Below are 18684 nucleotides of genomic sequence, written 5' to 3'. Positions count from 1 at the left end.
AAAGGACCCAGCCAGCTGGGTCCTTTTTTATTGCTTCGCGAACAAGCCTTAGAGTACGTTAAGGGACTGTTCTTTGATCTTCTCAAGGTCGTCTTTCATCCTGACAACGATCTTTTGAAGTCCGGAATGGTTTGCCTTGGCTCCGAGAGTGTTGATTTCCCTGCCCATTTCCTGAGATATGAACCCGAGTTTTTTTCCGTTGGATTCTTTTCCGTCCAGTACTTCCTTGAAGTATTTGATGTGGTTGCCCAAGCGGACTTTCTCTTCGGAGATGTCGTATTTTTCCAGATAATAGATCAGCTCCTGCTCAAAACGGTTTTTGTCCGTTTGCTCTTCGGTAAGCTCCTGAAGGTTCTGACGGAGTCGTTGCTTTACGATTTCTACACGCTCCTGCTCATATTCCGGAACCTGCTCCAGCAAATTACCGATGTTGTCGGCGTATTCGGTAAGTTTTGTCTTCAGTGCCTGCCCTTCCTGCATTCTGAATTCATCGCAGTTGGCGATGGCCTCAAGCACGGCTGTCTTTACCAACTCCCATTCTTGGCTATAGTCGTGGTTGTCTTTGGCTGGCGCGATGACATCCGGAGCCTGTAAAGCAAGTTTGAAAATCTCCTTGTCGTCGGCGCCCGTTTCTTTGGCCAGTTGTTGAAAATCTTCGTAATAAGCTTTGAACAGCGCCTTGTTGACGGCTACGTTCGGCGCCGAAGTTTCGATCTTTTCGAATTCGATCACCACGGCCACTTTGCCTCTGACAAGTTTAGAGGACAAAAGGTTCCGGAGCTCAAGCTCCTTGTCAGAAAAAGCTTTCGGAAGCCTAATGTTGGCATCGAGGAACTTGGAGTTCAGCGTACGGATTTCGGCCGTGGCGCTTACGCTCTGGTCCTCGTGATGGGCCTTGCCGTAGCCCGTCATCGACTTTATCATTTGGTATATTAGTTATAATTGAGTCTACGCTTCTGATTATTTTAAACAAAATGATTCAGATATGGAAGTAATACCCGAATTTCGTCCGGTTAAAGCGGAATTCTTGCAGAATTATCCCATTGAATAGATAATAAATTTTTAATATTGCCAGACCGCCTTACGTGGTATGAACAAGGAAGCCTGAGTCTTGGTTTTCCGAGAATCAAGGCTCTCTGGCCAGAAAATCAAGAAACTCTTCATGATATATAAATATAGTACGCTTATTGACTTATTTGAGGACAGTGTCCGGAAATTCGGCTCGAACCAGCTACTTTTTGAGAAGAAGGCGGGGCGTTTTTCGGGGACTAGTTATACTCAAACCCGCCGGCTCTCGAAGGAGTTTTCCGCCGGACTGATGGCTATGGGGCTTCGCAAAGGCGACCGCGTGGCTATGATTTCCGAAGCCAGAAACTATTGGATTATTGGAGAACTCGGGATATTCTATGCCGGAGCCGTAAGCGTACCACTGTCGGTGAAGTTGGAGGAACGTTCAGAATTGCGTTTTCGGATGGAGCATGCCGGGTGCCGGGTTGCGATTATTTCAGGATCTCAGCTTGAGAAGGTCCGGAATGTACGGGAAGAGTTGCCTGATTTGGAGAAAGTTATCGTGCTTGATGATTTGGCGCTTGAGGAAGGCGAATTTTCCGTGGACTCGGTAATGGAATCCGGCCGGAAATATCTGGCAGAGAACGCGGATAAGCTGAAAGCCCGTGCGAAGTCGTTGGATTCTGGCAGTATGGCGACTATCAGTTATACGTCTGGGACTACTTCCGATCCGAAAGGAATCGTGTTGACGCATGGAAATTACGTGGCCAACGTAATCCAGAGCGCGGATATCATGAAGTCGATTTCTGAAAAGGATCGGACGTTGCTGGTTCTGCCTTTGGATCATTCGTTTTCCCATACGGCCGGTATTTATGGCGTTATGGTTAAAGGGGCTTCGATGGCTTCGCCTGAAATGGGGCCAACGCCTATCGATACTTTGCGGAATGTGCCGTTGAACATTCAGGAATTTCGTCCCACTTTCTTACTTAGTGTACCGGCTTTGGCTAAAAGCGTCCGTTATAACGTGGAGCGTGGTGTCAAGCAACAGGGACCGAAGGTGGAACAAATGTTCCGCAAAGCGATGTTGTTCGCTTATGACTACAACAAAGAAGGAGATAACCGTGGTGAAGGGAAAAGCTGGATGGACAGCTTAAAGTATAAGCTTTACGATTTTTTCGTTTTCCGGCAGGTAAGAAAATCTTTGGGCGGAAAGCTACGCTTCTTTATAGGTGGCGGAGCTTTGCTTGATATCGAGTTGCAGCGCTTTTTCTACGCTTTGGGAATACCGATGTTCCAGGGTTATGGCTTGAGTGAGGCATCTCCTACAATTTCGGCCAATCGTCTGCAGGATCATAAGTTAGGTTCGTCCGGAAGGTTGGTGCGTGATCTTGAAATGAGGATTTGCGACGAAGACGGTAAGGAATTGCCTGTAGGGGCCACAGGCGAAATAGTGGTGAAAGGTCCGAATGTAATGGCCGGTTATTGGCAAAACGAGGAGGCAACAAAGAAAGCTTTGCGTGACGGTTGGCTCTACACAGGCGATATGGGCTACATGGGCCATGACGGCTTTTTGTATGTTTTGGGACGATACAAAAGCCTATTGATTGGTAATGACGGGGAAAAATTCGCCCCTGAGGGAATAGAAGAGTCAATTTCGGAGACTTCGGCTTATATCAAGCAGGTGTTGGTCTATAATAACCAGAGCCCGTACACGGTGGCTTTGGTGGTCCCGAACAAGGAGAGCTTGGTCAGAAAGCTGAAGCGAATGAATCACTCAATCCATACGGAAGCGGGGCAAAAAGCGGCTTTGGAATTGATCCAATCGGATGTAGACCGATTTAAGAAGGGGGGGGATATGGAAACGCTCTATCCGCAACGTTGGTTGCCGATGGCTCTGGCCGTATTGCCGGAAGGTTTTACGGAACAAAACAGGTTCCTGAACAGCACGTTGAAAGTGCGTCGCTCACGCGTTTTTGGATTCTATAAGTCCAGAATCGAGGAGCTGTTTGAGCCTGAAAATGTCAATATTGTGAACCCGAAAAATATGCACGTTATTAGCAAGCTCTGACGGCGGTAGGTAACTATCTGAAAAAGCGTCTTCTGGCAAGGGGGACGCTTTTTGTGTTTTGAGTCTCTCAGTTATTTTTTTCTAAAAGGCATACTATTGCTGAACGGTTTATTTATGTTTCAGGAAATCCATTCTGTTGTTTATGTTTTAAAGTGTGGTTGTCTTGTATAATTTTTCTAGTCCTTACGTTATTTAAGGGCAAAAAACATAGATTTGCATGTTTTCGACAATCAACATACACACGATAAGGCAAGCATAATGGCAGATATTACGACTAGCGAAGAGGCTCCAAAAGGCTTTATTAACAAGATGAAAAAACGCTGGGGAGTGGAGAGTACTTGGAGCGTGATAGCGATTCTTATTGTTTTCTCACTGACGGGGATGACTGTTGTAAGGCTTCGTAAGGTGCTGTTCGGAGTGATTGGTTTTGATGATGCGACACCCTTTTGGATCAAAACCGTCACATATATTCTCTGCGTTTTTCCTATGTACCAAGGGCTGATTCTCGTCTACGGATTCATTTTCGGTCAGTTCGCTTTCTTTTGGGAAAAAGAGAAAAAGTTAGGTCGTCTTTTCGTAAAGCTTTTCAATAAAATCTCAGGAAAAAAAGCCTAGGACTTTCCGTAAAGGCTATTTTTCTCCAAATTGAGCAGATGAACAGCGACGAGTTACTGAAAAAATACGGAATGAGATTGACTGCCGGAAGACGGGCCGTTTTGGACGTTTTTCGTCAAGCGGGATGTGCGCTCTCCCACGCCGAAGTGGAAGAGCGCCTATCCGGCGACTTGGACAGGGTTACGCTTTACCGGACTTTTAACGTGTTTTTGGAAAAAGGCCTCGTACATCGTGTCTTGGACGATGGCGGCGCTACCAAATACGCCCTTTGTGGCGGAACCTGTTCGCAGGGCAACCACCATCACGCTCATGTTCACTTCAAATGTAGCGTTTGTGGCAAAACCCAATGCCTCAATAGCCTTAACGTTCCCTCCATCACTTTGCCCGAAGGATATGAATTTGAGAACGCTCACTTTCTGATTCAGGGTAAATGTCCTGAATGCAAATCGAAATCCTAGAACTTTTTTTCGGCTTAGAAAGCGTGCGGAAGCACGTAGCGGTATACGGCGTAGAAATGACACCCACTGCCGACCAATACGAACAAATGCCAAATGGCGTGGCTATAGCGGAGCCTTTCCCAAAGAAAGAAAATAACACCGATAGTGTACGCCAGTCCTCCGCCGATAAGCCAGATAAAGCCCGTGATGCTGATTTTTTCCAGCAATGGCCCAGCGAATATCAGGGCGGTCCAGCCCATAGTAAGGTAAGAGAGCGTCGAAATTACTTTGTACTTTCCCGTGTATTTGATTTTGAATAAAGCGCCGATCGCGCTGAGTGCCCAAAGGCTCGCCGTAACGATCTGAGCCGTTCGGTCATTTAGCGCGATAATTGCGAATGGCGTGTAAGTGCCGGAGATCAGCACGTAGATGGCGATATGGTCGACGATTTGGAAAGTCCGTTTGAGCTTTCGGTCGATCAGGCTGTGGTAAATCGTGGAAGAGGAGTACAATACCACCAAGCTTAGCCCAAATATCCAAAGGGCCGCGGAGTGCCAAAAATCGGGTATTGGGTGACTCTCGATGGCCAACCAACCCAAACCGGCGATACTCAGCAGAGCGCCGATTCCGTGTGTGATGCTGTTTGCTAATTCTTCCCGGTCCAGCGGGGCGGAGAGTAAAGTTTTGGCCATAGAGAATGCGTTTGTGCGTGAACGAATAAGCGGAATGGGTGTAAGGTTCCGCCGTAATTGATTGCCGGTTTGGGGTGTTTATGAATTTCCCTTCACTTATTTCTCTAAGAATATTTCGGGCCAATTTGTTTTATTTTGAAAAATGAAATTTTATGAATTTATAACGATGGGCTTTATGCGGGTTTTCAAGGCTTGTTACTTTGCTTTTTCGCTTTTATCTTAAGCCTGCGGACAGAAAAGAATCGACAGTGATAAACGCTACTAGGGTACATCATTACAGCAAAAGACTTAGGCGGTTTTATCTGGCCTGCGGGTGTATTGTGGCCAGTATCGGCACGGGCACTACCTTTTATATTTATCATGAGGGCTTTACTCCGGCCAACGCCGTTTACATGGCGATTATCACGCTTTCGACGGTGGGGTTCGGCGAGGTTGAGCCGTTGAGCGAAGTCGGCAGAATATTCACATCCGGGTATATAGTTGTGAATCTAGTGATTATCGCTTTCGGCATCTCCACTATGGCCGGATATATCTTCGAAGGTGAATTACGGACGATTTTTCGGAGCATTATGACAGGAAACGAAGTCAATAAGCTAAAAGGACACATTATCGTGTGCGGTTATGGCCGTAACGGGATGAAAACCTGTGAGGAATTCAGGATGGCGGGCAAGCGGTTTGTGGTTATCGAGAACGACCCGGACATTTGCCACGCGTTGACGGAAGATCCGAGATTTAACGTAATCACTGGCGACGCCACGGTGGAAGATACGCTGAGAATGGCCCGAATCGACAGCGCTACGGCCCTGATCACGACATTGCCCAAAGACTCCGACAACGTTTATATCTCATTGACCTCAAGAGAGCTGAACAGGGATTTGATGATTATCGCGCGGGCGAATGAGGAAAGCGCCGAGCGGAAGCTGAAATTGGCTGGCGCAAACCGTGTAGTAAAACCCGACGCTTTGGGAGGTTCGCATATGGCGAAGCTTGTGACTCAGCCTGTGGTTATCGAATTTTTGGATCTATTGAACGGCTTGAGTACCGAGACGGATATGCGTTTGGAGGAATTCGCTTACGGTTTGTTCAAAAAGGAATATATGGGCAAGACACTGAGGGAGCTGGATATTCGGAGAAATACCAACGTGATGGTAATCGGCTACAAACATCCGGAAAAGGGTTTTCTGTTTACGCCGTCCACCAGTTTGAAATTGAATCAGAATAGTGTTTTGATTTTGATGGGAGATGAGGAATCGTTGAAGAAATTCAAGTCTAGATTTTCGATCTGAGAAAGAATATTGGAAATGAAAAAGGCCATCCGCTCAAGCTAGCGGATGGCTTTTTTGTGGAATAAGCTGAAGGGTCAATGCGCCTCCAGCCAATTCAAGCCCTCTCCTACTTCGGCTTCCAAAGGAACTTCCAAATCGGCGGCGGCTTTCATGAATGTTGGAATTTCTTTGCGCAATAATTCCAATTCGTCCTTATGTGCGTCGAATACCAATTCGTCATGTACTTGCAGAATCATCTTTGATTTCAGCTTTTTGGCTTTCATCCAAGCGTGGATATTGATCATCGCTTTTTTGATGGTATCCGCGGCGCTGCCCTGAATCGGGGCGTTAATGGCGTTTCGCTCGGCGTAACCGCGCATTACGGCGCTTCGGGAGTTGATATCGCGGAGGTAACGGCGGCGTCCGAAAACCGTTTCCACGTATTCGTTTTCACGGGCTTGTTCGATCACGTCGTCCATATATTTCTTGACGGCAGGGAATTGTTCGAAATAGGCTTCTATAATCGCCGAGGCTTCTTTTCTCGGAATATCCAGACGCTGTGAAAGACCGTGGGCCGAAATGCCGTAAATGATTCCGAAGTTCGCCGTTTTGGCTTTGCGACGCATATCGGAAGTCACTTCTTCCAATGGCACTTTGAATACTTTGCTAGCCGTCATCGAGTGGATGTCTTTTCCTTCTTTGAAGGCTTCGATCATACTCTCGTCTTTGGCGAAAGCCGCCATAATGCGCAGTTCGACTTGCGAGTAGTCGGCGGCGAGCAAAACGTGGTTTTCGTCTCGGGGAACGAAGGCTTTCCGGATCAGTCGGCCTTCTTCGGTACGGATCGGGATGTTCTGCAAGTTCGGGTTTGTGGAGCTGAGGCGCCCGGTGGCGGCTACGGCTTGGTTGTACGATGTGTGTACAAGCCCGTCTTTCTCGCTGATCATTTCCGGCAGGGCGTCCACGTACGTCGACTTCAGCTTTTGCAAACCGCGGAATTTCAGGATCAGGTCGCAGATTTTGTGTTCGTGGGCCAGTTTGCTCAAGATTTCCTCGCCCGTTGCGTATTGTCCCGTGGCGGTTTTCTTGGGCTTTTCCACCAGTTTCATTTTATCGAACAGAATCTCTCCAAGCTGTTTTGGCGATCCGATATTGAATTCTTGACCGGCCAGTTCGTAGATTTTCTTTTCGATGACTTGGCTTTCCTCACCAAAACGAACCGACAATTCCTTCAAAGTATCAGTGTCGATGCGTACGCCGTTCGCTTCTATCGTAGCCAAAACGTTTACCAGAGGTTCTTCGATGTCGTTGTAAAGTTTTACAAGATCGTTGGCTTTCAGTTCTGGCTTGAAAGCCTGCGCCAATTGCCAAGTGATATCGGCGTCCTCGCCGGCGTATTCCACTACTTTTTCGACGGGAACATCACGCATGGTGCCCTGCTTCTTGCCTTTCTTTCCGATTAGTTCCTCGATTTTCACGGGGGCGTAATCCAAAAAGTTTTCGGCCAAGACATCCATATTGTGACGGCTGTCCGGATCTATAAGATAGTGGGCCAGCATGGTGTCGAAAAGGTAGCCTTCCACTTCCACACCGTAATTGCGCATTACCATCAAGTCGTACTTGAGGTTTTGGCCAATCTTGGTGATGCTTTTATTTTCGAAAACCGAACGGAAATCGTCCACGATAGCTTGGGCCTCGTCACGGTCGGCGGGAACCGGTACGTAATAAGCCTCGCCTTTCATATAAGAGAATGCCAAGCCGACAAGCTCCGCCGTGTTGGCGTCGAGGCCGGTGGTTTCAGTGTCGAAGCAGAAAGCTTTCTGAACCGAAAGGTAATGCGCCAAGCTTTTGCGTAACTCGGGCGTATTGATCAGGTGATAATCGTGGAGCGTGTTTTTGATCGTCTTGATCTCACGGACAGTTTCCTCTTCGGCTGTTTCTTCCGAGGTTCCGCTTCCGAACATATCGAGTTGGGCGCCGGCCGGAGATTTTTTCTTTGGCGCGGCTTTCTTGGCGGCGGGTTTGGCCTGTGCCGTGGCCGTTGTGCCGAAGATCCGGTTCAACAGAGTTCGGAATTCCAGTTCCTCGAAAATCTCCGTCAGTTTTTCCTTGTCCGGACCTTCGTATTTTAGGGAGTCCTCATCAAATTCTACGGGAACATCAGTATGAATTGTAGCCAGTTCTTTTGAAAGGATCGCCAGTTTCTTATTGGCTTCCACTTTTTCCTTGGCCTTGCCTTTCAGCTCGTGCACATGATCGATCAGGCCTTCTACCGATCCGTAAGCTTTCAGGTATTTTACCGCCGTTTTCGGACCTACGCCGGGAATTCCGGGGATATTGTCCGAAGCGTCGCCCTGCATACCGAGAATGTCCCGCACTTGGTCCACCTTGTCAATATCGAATTTCTTCTTCACTTCCTCTATGCCCAATATGTCTACGGCGTTGCCCATGTAGGCGGGTTTGTACAGAAAGACATTTTCGCGTACCAACTGGGCGTAGTCCTTGTCGGGCGTCATCATGTATACCTCGTAGTCGGCGTCGCTCGCTTTCCAGGCCAGTGTACCGATAATATCGTCGGCCTCGAAGCCGTCCATCTCGATAACGGGAATATTGAACGCCCGCACGATGTCCTTTACCATCGGGATGGCGACTTTGATGTCTTCCGGCGTTTCGTCGCGATGGGCTTTGTATTCCTTGTACATCTCGTGGCGGAACGTTGGCGCCGAGGTGTCGAAGGCCACGCCGAGGTGAGTCGGGTTGTTCTTCTTGATGACTTCCAACAGGGTGTTGGTAAAGCCAAGTTGTGCGCCGGTGCTCAGGCCTTTCGAATTGATCCGCGGATTTTTGCTGAAAGCGAAGTGCGCTCGGTAAATCAGCGCCATCGCGTCGAGGAGGAAGAGTTTTTTCATTATGTAAAAGGAATTTTTGTCTGTAGCAGAATGACGTAAAGTCACATTTGTGTTAGTGAGATGACTCCGTCCGGCTTTACTTGCGTCGTCGTTAAAGCGAAAATGGTATTTGTCGGCGTGTTATTCAAATATGTTCGGCCGTAATCTGGAGGAGGCGTTGTGAAACCATCGAAATGCCTTTCGTTGGTTTTCCCATCCTGATTATAATCAGGAATTATCAAGATTAAATATAAGTGATCGTGAGCATTATCCCTATTTTCTTTGCATTCGCCAAAAGTGGAACAATTGGCTTTTGTGTGAGTAGTGAAAAATGTAGGCTTTGTTCATTCCCCTTTATCCTTATTTAAACAAGGGGAACGGGTTTGGCAATTGGAAGAAGGATAGTGTCGAATGAAAATATTGTTGACAGGAGCGAACGGTTATGTCGGGCGAAGGCTTTTGCCGGTTTTGGTGATGGCCAAGCACAAGGTGGTTTGTCTGGTGCGGGACAAGAGACGTTTGGTTCTTGAAAGGAATATGAGAAATAAGGTCGAGATCCTGGAGATGGACTTGACCGACGAAGAGGCGTTGCATAAGATGCCTAACGATATAGACGTGGCGTATTATCTGGTGCATTCGCTCAGCCATACGTCACGAGACGAGCGGTTGGCCGCCAAGAACTTTGTAAAGACCTTGGAACAAGGGACATGCAAACAGATGATTTATCTGGGGCACCTGGCCAATAACGATATTTTGATCAAGCAATTCCGGACGTGGATACACGTGGAGGAGGTTTTGAGAATGTCGAAGATCCCGTTGACGGTGTTGCGCTCGACTATGATTTTGGGGTCAGGTAGCGCCATTTTCGAAATATTGAGAGATTTGGTGGAGAAATCCCCGATTATGCTCGCTCCCGATTGGGTGATGACGCGTTGCCAGCCGATCGATATCAAGAATGTCGTGATTTACTTGGCCAAGAGTGCCGGGAACAAGAAAGTGTACCATAAAGTGTTCGATATCGGTGGGCCTGCGGTTATGACGTATTATGATATGCTGATGATCTATGCCGAGGAAAGAGGCTTGCGGAGAAAGATAGTGATCGTTCCCGCCCTACCCCACCGGTTGTCGGCCCGTTGGTTGCGTAGCATAACGTCTACCACTTTGCCTATTGCGAGGTATTTTGTGGGCAGTATGAAAAACGAGGTGGTTGTAAACTGCAATGGGATTGAGGATGTGATCCGTCAACCGTTGTTGAATTACCGTGAAATGATTCGGACGGCTTTTAAAGATATTAAGCAAAACGAGGTGGTATCGAGTTGGATGGACGCATGCTGTACGGGAAAAACTAACCTGGAGTTGGTGGATTTCGTTCAAGTCCCTATATACGGATGTTTTCAGGATCGTAGGGAGGCGGATATCGAAGGGCAAGACCCGGACGTGCTCTTTAACAGGATATGGGAAATCGGTGGGGACAATGGCTGGTATGGGCTGAATTTTATTTGGAGGATACGCGGTTTCTTTGACAGGGTGTTTGGCGGGCCGGGCCTTCGGCGTGGAAGGAGAAGCCAAACGGATCTGAAACCGGGCGATGCGCTGGACTTTTGGAGGGTGTTGATGGCGGACAAGAGTAGCCGACGGTTGCTACTGTATTCGGAGTTAAAAACCCCGGGCGAAGCTTGGCTGGAGTTCAAAGTTAAGCCAACGGCTGACGGCTGTAGGCTTCAGCAATCGTTGTCTTATCGTCCCAAAGGCCTTAGTGGGCGTTTGTATTGGCATTTTTTCCAATTTATAAGGGTTCCCGCTATGCGCTCTCTGATTAGTAGTTTGGCGGAAGTCTCGGTGAAAGAAGACGGAGCGACATCGTTTGCCGTTCGGCGACTGGGAAATCTCAAAATCCATAGGTGATGAAAATACTGCTTACCGGAGCTACAGGATATATCGGGCGGAGGCTTTTGCCGGTTTTGGCATTGGCTGGCCATGAGGTTTGTTGTTTGGTTAGAAACAAAGGCCGTTTGGAAACAGAGGCTGGCCTTGCCGACAAATTGAGCGTGGTGGAGGCCGATTTACTGGATCCGGAAAGCTTGGAGTCTATACCCAAAGATATTGATGTCGCTTATTACTTAGCCCATTCCATGAGCCATGGAGGCGATGATTTTCGGGATTTGGAAAGGCGGAGCGCAACCAATTTTGTTGAGGCTCTGAAAAATACGTCCTGCGGACAGATCATTTATCTGGGAGGTATAGTGAACGATGAAGGCCTTTCTGAGCATTTGAGCTCACGGATGCGGGTGGAAAGCCTGTTGGCCGATTCCGGGATTCCGATAACTGTCTTGAGGGCGGCGATTATTATCGGATCGGGAAGTGCTTCTTTTGAGATCATCCGTGATTTGGTGGAGAAACTTCCCGTAATGGTGGCTCCCAAATGGCTTAATACCCGATGCCAACCGATAGCAGTGAGAAACGTGATCCGCTATTTGGCCGGTTGCGCAGGAAACAAAGAGACTTTTGGGAAAACGTTCGATATCGGCGGGCCCGATATCCTGACTTATAAGCAAATGCTTCTCTTGTTTGGGGAAGTCCGCAGCTTGAAACGCCATATCCTGACTTTGCCTGTCTTGACTCCCCGGCTTTCTTCCTTATGGTTGGTTTTTGTCACTTCTACTTCCATTCCCTTGGCTAGAACCTTGGTCGATAGCATGTGCAATGAAGTGGTGGTAAAGAACGGAGGCTTGGAGCGGATAGTCCCCCAAAAGCTGATCGGTTATAAAGAAGCCGTTCGTTTGGCCTTTGAGCGAATCCAACAAAACGAAGTAATCTCTAGCTGGACAGACTCATTTGTCAGCGGAAGGGCTTTGCCCGGTTGGCTGGATTTTGTAAAAGTTCCCCAATATGGATGTCTGTCGGACAGGAAAGAACGGTTTTTTCAGGGTGATCCCGAAGCCGTTTTTGACAGAGTGTGGACTATAGGCGGTAAAACGGGCTGGTACAGGATGGATTTGCTTTGGCGAGTCCGCGGACTGATGGACAAAATGGTGGGCGGGCCGGGCCTGCGTCGGGGACGCCGTAGCCAGACGGATCTGAAGCCGGGTGACGCATTGGATTTTTGGCGGGTAATTGTCGCTGACAAAGAAGCCCGCAGGTTATTGCTGTTTGCCGAAATGAAAGTGCCAGGCGAGGCGTGGTTGGAATTTCGGGTAGTGCCGAAAGATGACGGTTTCCTGTTTACGCAAACCGCTACCTTCCGGCCAAAAGGGCTTTTGGGAAGGGCGTATTGGTATTCCCTTGTGCCCTTACATTTTTTGATATTCGGCGCCATGCGGGATTGTATCGTGAATCCCGCACTTAACCAGAAATGTAATACTTAAGCCTTCTTGTTTACGTTAGGCCTGTGCGTTTTCCAAATTCTTTAGAGTCTCAGCGCATTGCGGACCGTAGATTCCGTCAACAGTAAGGTTGTTGTCCAACTGGAATTTACGCAATTCCCTTTCCGTAGCCGAACCGAAAACGCCGTCCGCTTCGCCACAGTCATAGCCGTGGCGCTTAAGGAGTAGTTGTAAATCTTCCACATCTCCCCCCTTGTCGCCTTGTTTCAAGAAACCTCCGGGAACGGCTAAGGCAACGTCTTTATCAAGCCTGCGGAATGAGAGGATTTTATCCGCTCCGTACGAAGCCACGCACACGCTGTCTTTCTGGTTTCCGCCGAGGCAGAATACGGATTTGTTGTCATGAGAAAAGCCGAGGAAAATGGCTACGTGTCCTTTCCAAGAGTCGGGGCTTTCTCTCCAAAATACGACTACATCGCCCGGGCGAGGATCTTTTGTGGAGGTTCCTACGTCCAGCCAAGAGCGGGCGTTGGCTTTACGAGACCTAGGCAGGTCGGACTTTTCACAACACCAATTAACGAATACGCTACACCACGGAGTCTCGTCGTCGTGGATAAACTCGAATCCGGATTCTCTGGCATAATCCAGGATATGGTCGGAATGCTGACTTCCCTTTATTTCTGATACGCCGAGTTCGTTGAACGCTGTCTTGAGTAGTTGGGACATGTCTTTTAGGGTTTAGTTGGAGTGTAAAAACAGCATCGCCTAAGTGGCGGAGCCGTTAGCTTGGGTGACGGGCGATATTTTGAGTTTCTTGCTCGAGGATAAATAGCGGGTATTGGCTCATTGCCAAATATATTTTTGTCGTGTCATCCAGTTCTTTTTTGACGGTAGTGTAAGAAATAGAAACACTTTCCCTTAGGAAAAAAAGCCAATGGTTGTCCAATGCGAAAGCCTAATATTGCGCTAGTCTATCCTCTGTTTTTATTTTTATTTTAAAATGGTATAAATATTCTCCGTGAATTCAATATAGATTTTTTAAATAAAAAATAGATCATGAATTAGATAAATCATTAATATTGTCGGTTATAATATAGTTTTATGGATTCATATTACCGCTATGAGTGTTGAAGTGAAAGGTTCTGTAGTCAAGGGTCTCAAGAGTTATGTAGAAAAAAAATACCCGTCTTACGCCGACAGTTGGATGAGTGCGATGGACTCGCAAACAAGAGAAGTGTTTAAACAACCGATACTGTCCACCACTTGGTACGACCTTCAGGTGGGAGTGGTAAACCCGACCAAAGCTTTGGCTGAAGTGACAGGCAAGAAAGTGAAGGATGTCGCTTACGAGTCAGGGCAGTTTGTGGCCGAGGACTTACTCTCAGGTATATATAAAGTGTTCGTCGCTATTGCCAGCCCCAAATTTGTAATCAGCAGAGCCACTACTATTTTCGATTCTTTTTACCGTCCGGTCAATGTTAGTCTTCCATTATTAGAGCCGGGATGCGCTCGGATTAAGGTGGAGGGCCTGACAACCGCGGATGGCGTGCTGGAATCTAGGATTGAGGGATTCATGCAAGTGACGGTCTCGAAGAGTGCGGGAAAGGATGTTAAGGTGAAATCGGAGAAAGCCTCCGGGGACGGTAATCCGTATACGGAATATACTATAGAATGGAGCTGATAGGCAGAGGAGTTGAACGTGAGAGCATTGACGGCCACGGCGAAAACAAACGCCTTGGCCGTTTTTTCTTTTTGGTGGTTATAGTGGCTTTGTCCTGATAATTTCATTTATGTGTTGGTTGCGCATAATTCGCGTCAAAAGGATGGTTTTACGGCTAGGCTCTGGGTAGGGGTTCTTAATTTTTCATCCGAATTGTTTTTGTGAATGCATGAAGCCGAAAATCGGCAAAGGCCTATTCCGCGCGGGTTTCCATAGGTTTTTTGCTTTGGCTCAGGCGTCTCGCCTAGCAAATACATTTGTGATAAACTTATTATCTAGTTAATTTTTTTCAGATGAAGAAAATAGTTCTCACTTTCAAAAACCTGGTGGCCAGGGCAGGAATGTTCGCCATGCTATGCTCGGGTTTTGCCAATAGGGCCGAAGCCAAAGCGCCCGACACCGGTAAACCGAACGTGCTGTGGATCTACTTGGAAGATGTCACCGCGCTGATGCGCCTTTACGGTACGGAGGGAGTAGTGACCCCCTTGGCCGAATCGTTGGCCGAAAACGGCGTTCTGTTCAACAATGCCTTCGTACCCGCTCCCGTTTGTTCGCCTTGCCGTTCCTCAATCATTACGGGAAGTATGGGCACCACGCTGGGGCTAAACCAGCACAGAAGCTCCCGTACTAAAGAGACGGCGATTTACCTTCCCGAAGGTTATAAGACTGTTCCCGAGCTTTTTAAGGACGCCGGATACTCCACTTATAACGAAGGCAAAGACGATTACAACTTCTGGTACGACCGCAACAAACTCTACGACGAAACCGACGGAAAACCGGCGAGAAAGAATTGGAGGAGACTACAAGGCGGTCGCCGGATCGATTGGGCCAAAGTGCCGAAAGACAAGCCTTTCTTCGCCCAAGTGCAGTTGCGTGGAGGCAAGAACAAGAAAAAAGTGGCCAATCCCTACCCGCTTGATAGCGTGAAGATTCCGCCGTATTATCCCGACCATCCGGAGTTTCGCAAACTGTACGCCCGCCATATCGACTGCGTGAAAATTACGGACGACGAAGCAGCCGATCTGCTGGACAGAATGAAAAAGAACGGCCATCTGGACAATACCATCGTCTTTTTCTTCTCCGACCATGGCATGAAGGCTCCGCGCCACAAGCAATATCCGACCGAACAAGGCCTTGAGATTCCGTTTATCGTAAGGTGGTTCGGCGCTGACAACAACATCGTGAAAGCCGGCAAAGTCCGCAACGATTTGGTCAACGCCATCGACTTGGGGCCTACATCTTTGGCGCTTTGCGGACTTGATATTCCGAATTATATGGAAGGCAAAAACATCTTCGGCAAAGGCTACAAGCGCGATTACGTCATTGGTTTCCGCGACCGTTGCGACAACACCATCGACCATATCCGGACCGTGCGCACTAAGCGTTACCGTTATATCAAGAACTACTTCCCGGAGCGTCCGATGTCCCAGCTTTCCTACCGTTCGGGCCACCCGGAGATGGTGACTTTCCAGAAGCTTTATGACGAAGGCAAGCTAAACGCCGTACAGGCCGCTTATTTCGAGCGTAAGCCTCATGAGGAATTCTATGATCTGAAAAATGATCCCCACTGTATCAAGAACTTAGCAGAAGATGCGAAATACGCGAAGGAGCTATATCGCCACAGGCAAATTCTGAACGATTGGATAAAAGAAACTGACGATAAAGGCCAATATCCTGAAACCGAAGCGGAATTAAGACGTGTATATAAGGAACGCAAAGCAAAATGCGTAAACCCCGAGTATGATATTTTTAGAGACGCTCGGTTATAATATAAGCAATAAGTTAGAGGGTTGTTAATGAATGAAGGGGGGCCTTTTGGGCTTCCCTTTTTCTATGTCTGCTCCTGTATTTCGAATAGTGAAACGGATAGCGTATCCATCTTCGCTCTGAGCTTTTTTCTTTTTTAGGGAGGAAAATCTTCAGCCAATCTTCACGTAATATTTTCCCGTTCCGGTAATAATTCCGCCAGTGCCGACAAAAAATCCGCTCGTGTCCCTACTGTTTTTGCCCCTGCTGGAACAGTTTTTCCCTTTGCCGGTGAGGTTTCTGCCGATGCCGGGACCATTTCTGCCAATGCCGGTGTAATTTCTCCGCGAGAAAACGATTTTTTGGGCAAAAAGAAAAAGCCGGCGCTACGGGCCGGCTTTACAACTGCGATATCAACCTAAATTGAACTTTTTCGGATAGTTTAGACACCTACCGTCACCAACCTCTCGGCAGGCTTGCGACGACGGTTTTCCCGGAGACCTCTCCAATAGAAAGCCCTGATTTTATCGGTGAGCTGCTCCGTTTCCAACAGGAAGCCGTCGTGGCCGAAGTCGGAATGGATGGGCTCGAATACGGCGCCGGGCACATTCTTGGTGAGAAAATGCTGTTCCTGCATAGGGAAGAGCAAATCCGAACTCATACCTATAAACAGCGCCTTGGCCTTGACCGTGGCCAAAGCTTCCAGCACGCCGTCGCGTCCGCGTCCCACGTTTTGCGAATCCATGGCTTTGGAAAGCGTCCAGTACGTGAAAGCGTTGAAGCGGTTGGCTAATTTTAAGCCCTGGTATCTTTGGTAAGACGACGCCTTGAAGTCGTCAGTCTTAGTATTATCGGTTTCGTACTGCGTCTTGTCGTAAGTCTGGTAATTCCTATACGAAATCAGCGCGATGGAGCGCGCCACCTTCATGCCTTCCATTCCGGCGTGGGCGGTGTAGAGCTGCCAAGTCGGGTCTTGCTCAATAGCCATCCGTTGCGACTCGTTGAAGGCAATACCCCAAGGCGAGTGTTTCGCGTTGGAACCGATTACGATCAAGTGTTCCGAAAGCCCCGGGTTAAGAACAGCCCATTCCAATGCCTGCTGTCCGCCCATCGAGCAACCGATCAGCGTATGGAGCTTTTCGAAGCCCAAATGCTGACGCAATTTGTCGAAAGCCCTGATAATGTCACGGTTTGTGACAGACGGGAAATCGTGGAAATATGGTCTGCTTTTATTTGGATCTACAGAAAGAGGACCTGTGGAACCGTAGCATCCGCCAATGGCGTTGGCGCAGATGACAAAGTGTCTTTCGGGATCGTAAAGCATGCCCGGGCCAAACATACCCTTCCACCAATCGGTGAAATCCGAGCTGCCGGTAAAGGCGTGGCATACCCAGATAATGTTGTCCTTGGCTTCGTTAAGCTTGCCGAAAGTAGTGTAGCGGAGGCGAAACTCAGGCAAAGATTGCCCGCTTTCGAGTTCAAACTCCTGATCGTATATAAAAGTGTGGTGCTTTGTCATCTCCTACCGGATTATAATGCTACGGTTCCTTCCGGAGGCGCCACCGCCGGAAGGGAACCAGTTATTTCAGTTTCAACAGGATGCTTCGGCGGTTGCTGAAGCAGTGGTTTTGGCCAGAGCCTTTTCGATATCGGCTTTGATATCGTCGATATGCTCGATGCCGACCGAGAGGCGCAGAGTGGTTGGCTTTACGCCGGCCGCGAGTTGCTCCTCGTCGGTAAGTTGCTGGTGAGTAGTGGAAGCCGGGTGGATGATCAGCGTTTTCGCGTCGCCCACGTTGGCCAAATGGCTAATCAGCTCCAATGAGTTTACGAATTCCTCGGCCTTGGCCTTGTCGCCTTTAAGTTCGAAGGTAAGTACGCCGCCGAAACCGCGCTTGAGGTATTTCTTGGCGTTTTCGTGCGACGGGCTCGATTCCAGTCCCGGATAATTCACCTTGGCTACGGCCTCATGAGACTCAAGCCACTTGGCGATTTCCAAAGCGTTGCTTACCGTGCGGTCTACGCGGAGCGAAAGCGTTTCGATTCCCTGCAAAAGCTGGAAAGCGTTGAACGGGCTGATGGCCGGACCGAAGTCGCGGAGGCCTTCCACCCTTGCGCGGATTATGAAAGCGATGTTTCCGAAAGGCCCGTCAGCGCCGAAAACTTCCCAGAAGTTCAGCCCGTGGTATCCTTCCGAAGGCTCGGAGAATTGCGGGAATTTTCCGTTGCCCCAGTTGTAGTTACCGCCGTCGATGATCACGCCGCCGATGCTGGTGCCGTGTCCGCCGATCCACTTAGTGGCCGACGCCGTAACGATGTTTGCGCCATGCTCCAACGGGCGGAACAAGTAACCGCCGGCGCCGAAGGTGTTGTCCACAACCAACGGAATGTCGTGCTTTTTGGCTACCGCCGCGATAGCTTCGAAATCCGCAACATCAAAAGCCGGGTTGCCGATAGTTTCGAGGTAAATGGCCTTGGTGTCAGCGTCGATAAGCTTTTCGTAGCTTTCGGCTTCGTTGTCTTCAGTGAAGCGAACGTCTACGCCCAAACGCTTGAAAGCCACTTTGAATTGGTTGTAAGTGCCACCGTAGAGGAAGCAGCTTGATACGATGTTGTCACCCGCGTTTACGATGTTGTTCAAGGCGATAAACTGCGCGGCCTGTCCGGATGCGGTGGCCAAAGCGGCGACTCCGCCTTCCAGAGCGGCAATTCTTTTTTCAAAAACATCCGTAGTCGGATTCATCAGACGAGTATAGATGTTTCCAAACTCCTTCAGAGCGAAGAGATTGGCGCCGTGTTCGGCGTTGTTAAAAACGTAAGACGTGGTTTGATAAATCGGCACGGCGCGTGATCCGGTTGTTGGATCTGGTTCTTGGCCGGCGTGTAATTGTAGTGTCTCGAAGTTCAAAGGAGTAGACATGG

General features: G+C 48.6%; 14 protein-coding genes. 8 read left to right on the top strand and 6 right to left on the bottom strand.

What is annotated here, in order from left to right:
* Positions 1 to 48 precede the first annotated feature (48 nt).
* The gene (locus AABK39_RS18565; protein ID WP_338392803.1) at positions 49 to 924 is read right to left on the bottom strand and encodes a YicC/YloC family endoribonuclease; all 876 of its coding nucleotides are present in this window, start codon (positions 922 to 924) and stop codon (positions 49 to 51) included.
* A gap of 238 nt (positions 925 to 1162) precedes the next feature.
* Between AABK39_RS18565 and AABK39_RS18560 the strand changes: the two genes are divergently transcribed.
* The 3 genes from AABK39_RS18560 (at position 1163) to AABK39_RS18550 (ending at position 4149) form a co-directional block, all read left to right on the top strand.
* Positions 1163 to 3076: an AMP-dependent synthetase/ligase gene (locus AABK39_RS18560; RefSeq protein WP_338392802.1), complete on the top strand. Its 1914-nt coding sequence runs from the start codon at positions 1163 to 1165 to the stop codon at positions 3074 to 3076.
* 258 nt (positions 3077 to 3334) lie between these two features.
* Entirely contained in the window at positions 3335 to 3691 is a 357-nt protein-coding gene (locus AABK39_RS18555) for a DUF6787 family protein (protein ID WP_338392801.1), read from the top strand.
* 38 nt (positions 3692 to 3729) lie between these two features.
* Complete coding sequence (locus AABK39_RS18550; RefSeq protein ID WP_338392800.1) at positions 3730 to 4149, top strand: Fur family transcriptional regulator; 420 nt, start codon at positions 3730 to 3732, stop codon at positions 4147 to 4149.
* 14 nt (positions 4150 to 4163) lie between these two features.
* Here the strand turns inward: AABK39_RS18550 and trhA are convergent, their stop codons facing one another.
* The gene (trhA, locus tag AABK39_RS18545; protein WP_338392799.1) at positions 4164 to 4820 is read right to left on the bottom strand and encodes a PAQR family membrane homeostasis protein TrhA; all 657 of its coding nucleotides are present in this window, start codon (positions 4818 to 4820) and stop codon (positions 4164 to 4166) included.
* Between the two features lie 200 nt (positions 4821 to 5020).
* Between trhA and AABK39_RS18540 the strand changes: the two genes are divergently transcribed.
* Positions 5021 to 6106 carry a potassium channel family protein gene (locus AABK39_RS18540; protein WP_338392798.1) on the top strand — a complete coding sequence of 362 codons (1086 nt, stop codon included), beginning with the start codon at positions 5021 to 5023 and terminating at the stop codon, positions 6104 to 6106.
* A 74-nt stretch (positions 6107 to 6180) separates the two neighbouring features.
* Here the strand turns inward: AABK39_RS18540 and polA are convergent, their stop codons facing one another.
* A complete protein-coding gene (gene polA / locus AABK39_RS18535) occupies positions 6181 to 8994 on the bottom strand; it encodes a DNA polymerase I (RefSeq protein WP_338392797.1) in 2814 nt (937 codons plus the stop codon).
* A gap of 390 nt (positions 8995 to 9384) precedes the next feature.
* On the opposite strand from polA, the gene AABK39_RS18530 reads away from it, so the two are divergent.
* Both AABK39_RS18530 and AABK39_RS18525 read left to right on the top strand, forming a co-directional pair.
* Positions 9385 to 10878 (top strand): DUF2867 domain-containing protein, encoded by a 1494-nt coding sequence (locus AABK39_RS18530; protein WP_338392796.1) that lies wholly within the window; start codon positions 9385 to 9387, stop codon positions 10876 to 10878.
* The gene (locus AABK39_RS18525; RefSeq protein ID WP_338392795.1) at positions 10878 to 12338 is read left to right on the top strand and encodes an SDR family oxidoreductase; all 1461 of its coding nucleotides are present in this window, start codon (positions 10878 to 10880) and stop codon (positions 12336 to 12338) included. Before AABK39_RS18530 ends, AABK39_RS18525 begins: the two co-directional genes overlap by 1 nt.
* 15 nt (positions 12339 to 12353) lie before the next feature.
* Here AABK39_RS18525 and AABK39_RS18520 read toward each other — a convergent pair whose 3' ends face one another.
* On the bottom strand, positions 12354 to 13022 hold the full coding sequence (locus AABK39_RS18520) for a C40 family peptidase (RefSeq protein WP_338392794.1): 669 nt from the start codon (positions 13020 to 13022) through the stop codon (positions 12354 to 12356).
* Positions 13023 to 13416: 394 nt separating this feature from the next.
* Between AABK39_RS18520 and AABK39_RS18515 the strand changes: the two genes are divergently transcribed.
* Both AABK39_RS18515 and AABK39_RS18510 read left to right on the top strand, forming a co-directional pair.
* The gene (locus AABK39_RS18515) at positions 13417 to 13977 is read left to right on the top strand and encodes a hypothetical protein (protein ID WP_338392793.1); all 561 of its coding nucleotides are present in this window, start codon (positions 13417 to 13419) and stop codon (positions 13975 to 13977) included.
* A 332-nt stretch (positions 13978 to 14309) separates the two neighbouring features.
* Positions 14310 to 15785, top strand: coding sequence for a sulfatase family protein (locus tag AABK39_RS18510; protein WP_338392792.1), 1476 nt, complete (start codon positions 14310 to 14312; stop codon positions 15783 to 15785).
* 419 nt (positions 15786 to 16204) lie between these two features.
* On the opposite strand, the gene AABK39_RS18505 is transcribed toward AABK39_RS18510, so the two are convergent.
* Complete coding sequence (locus tag AABK39_RS18505) at positions 16205 to 17281, bottom strand: homoserine O-acetyltransferase family protein (protein WP_338392791.1); 1077 nt, start codon at positions 17279 to 17281, stop codon at positions 16205 to 16207.
* 72 nt (positions 17282 to 17353) lie between these two features.
* Positions 17354 to 18682, bottom strand: coding sequence for an O-acetylhomoserine aminocarboxypropyltransferase/cysteine synthase family protein (locus tag AABK39_RS18500; RefSeq protein ID WP_338392790.1), 1329 nt, complete (start codon positions 18680 to 18682; stop codon positions 17354 to 17356).
* Positions 18683 to 18684 lie beyond the last annotated feature (2 nt).

This window comes from Fulvitalea axinellae (genome assembly GCF_036492835.1).
Taxonomy (GTDB): Bacteria; Bacteroidota; Bacteroidia; order Cytophagales; family Cyclobacteriaceae; genus Fulvitalea; species Fulvitalea axinellae.
This window is presented reverse-complemented; position numbering and strand designations above follow the sequence as displayed.

What these genes read in the sequence shown, in the direction of transcription:
- AABK39_RS18565 (WP_338392803.1), bottom strand. Translation starts at nt 924, where the DNA reads ATGATAAAGTCGATGACGGGCTACGGCAAGGCCCATCACGAGGACCAG.
- AABK39_RS18560 (WP_338392802.1), top strand. Translation starts at nt 1,163, where the DNA reads ATGATATATAAATATAGTACGCTTATTGACTTATTTGAGGACAGTGTC.
- AABK39_RS18555 (WP_338392801.1), top strand. Translation starts at nt 3,335, where the DNA reads ATGGCAGATATTACGACTAGCGAAGAGGCTCCAAAAGGCTTTATTAAC.
- AABK39_RS18550 (WP_338392800.1), top strand. Translation starts at nt 3,730, where the DNA reads ATGAACAGCGACGAGTTACTGAAAAAATACGGAATGAGATTGACTGCC.
- trhA (WP_338392799.1), bottom strand. Translation starts at nt 4,820, where the DNA reads ATGGCCAAAACTTTACTCTCCGCCCCGCTGGACCGGGAAGAATTAGCA.
- polA (WP_338392797.1), bottom strand. Translation starts at nt 8,994, where the DNA reads ATGAAAAAACTCTTCCTCCTCGACGCGATGGCGCTGATTTACCGAGCG.
- AABK39_RS18530 (WP_338392796.1), top strand. Translation starts at nt 9,385, where the DNA reads ATGAAAATATTGTTGACAGGAGCGAACGGTTATGTCGGGCGAAGGCTT.
- AABK39_RS18525 (WP_338392795.1), top strand. Translation starts at nt 10,878, where the DNA reads ATGAAAATACTGCTTACCGGAGCTACAGGATATATCGGGCGGAGGCTT.
- AABK39_RS18520 (WP_338392794.1), bottom strand. Translation starts at nt 13,022, where the DNA reads ATGTCCCAACTACTCAAGACAGCGTTCAACGAACTCGGCGTATCAGAA.
- AABK39_RS18515 (WP_338392793.1), top strand. Translation starts at nt 13,417, where the DNA reads ATGAGTGTTGAAGTGAAAGGTTCTGTAGTCAAGGGTCTCAAGAGTTAT.
- AABK39_RS18510 (WP_338392792.1), top strand. Translation starts at nt 14,310, where the DNA reads ATGAAGAAAATAGTTCTCACTTTCAAAAACCTGGTGGCCAGGGCAGGA.
- AABK39_RS18505 (WP_338392791.1), bottom strand. Translation starts at nt 17,281, where the DNA reads ATGACAAAGCACCACACTTTTATATACGATCAGGAGTTTGAACTCGAA.
- AABK39_RS18500 (WP_338392790.1), bottom strand. Translation starts at nt 18,682, where the DNA reads ATGTCTACTCCTTTGAACTTCGAGACACTACAATTACACGCCGGCCAA.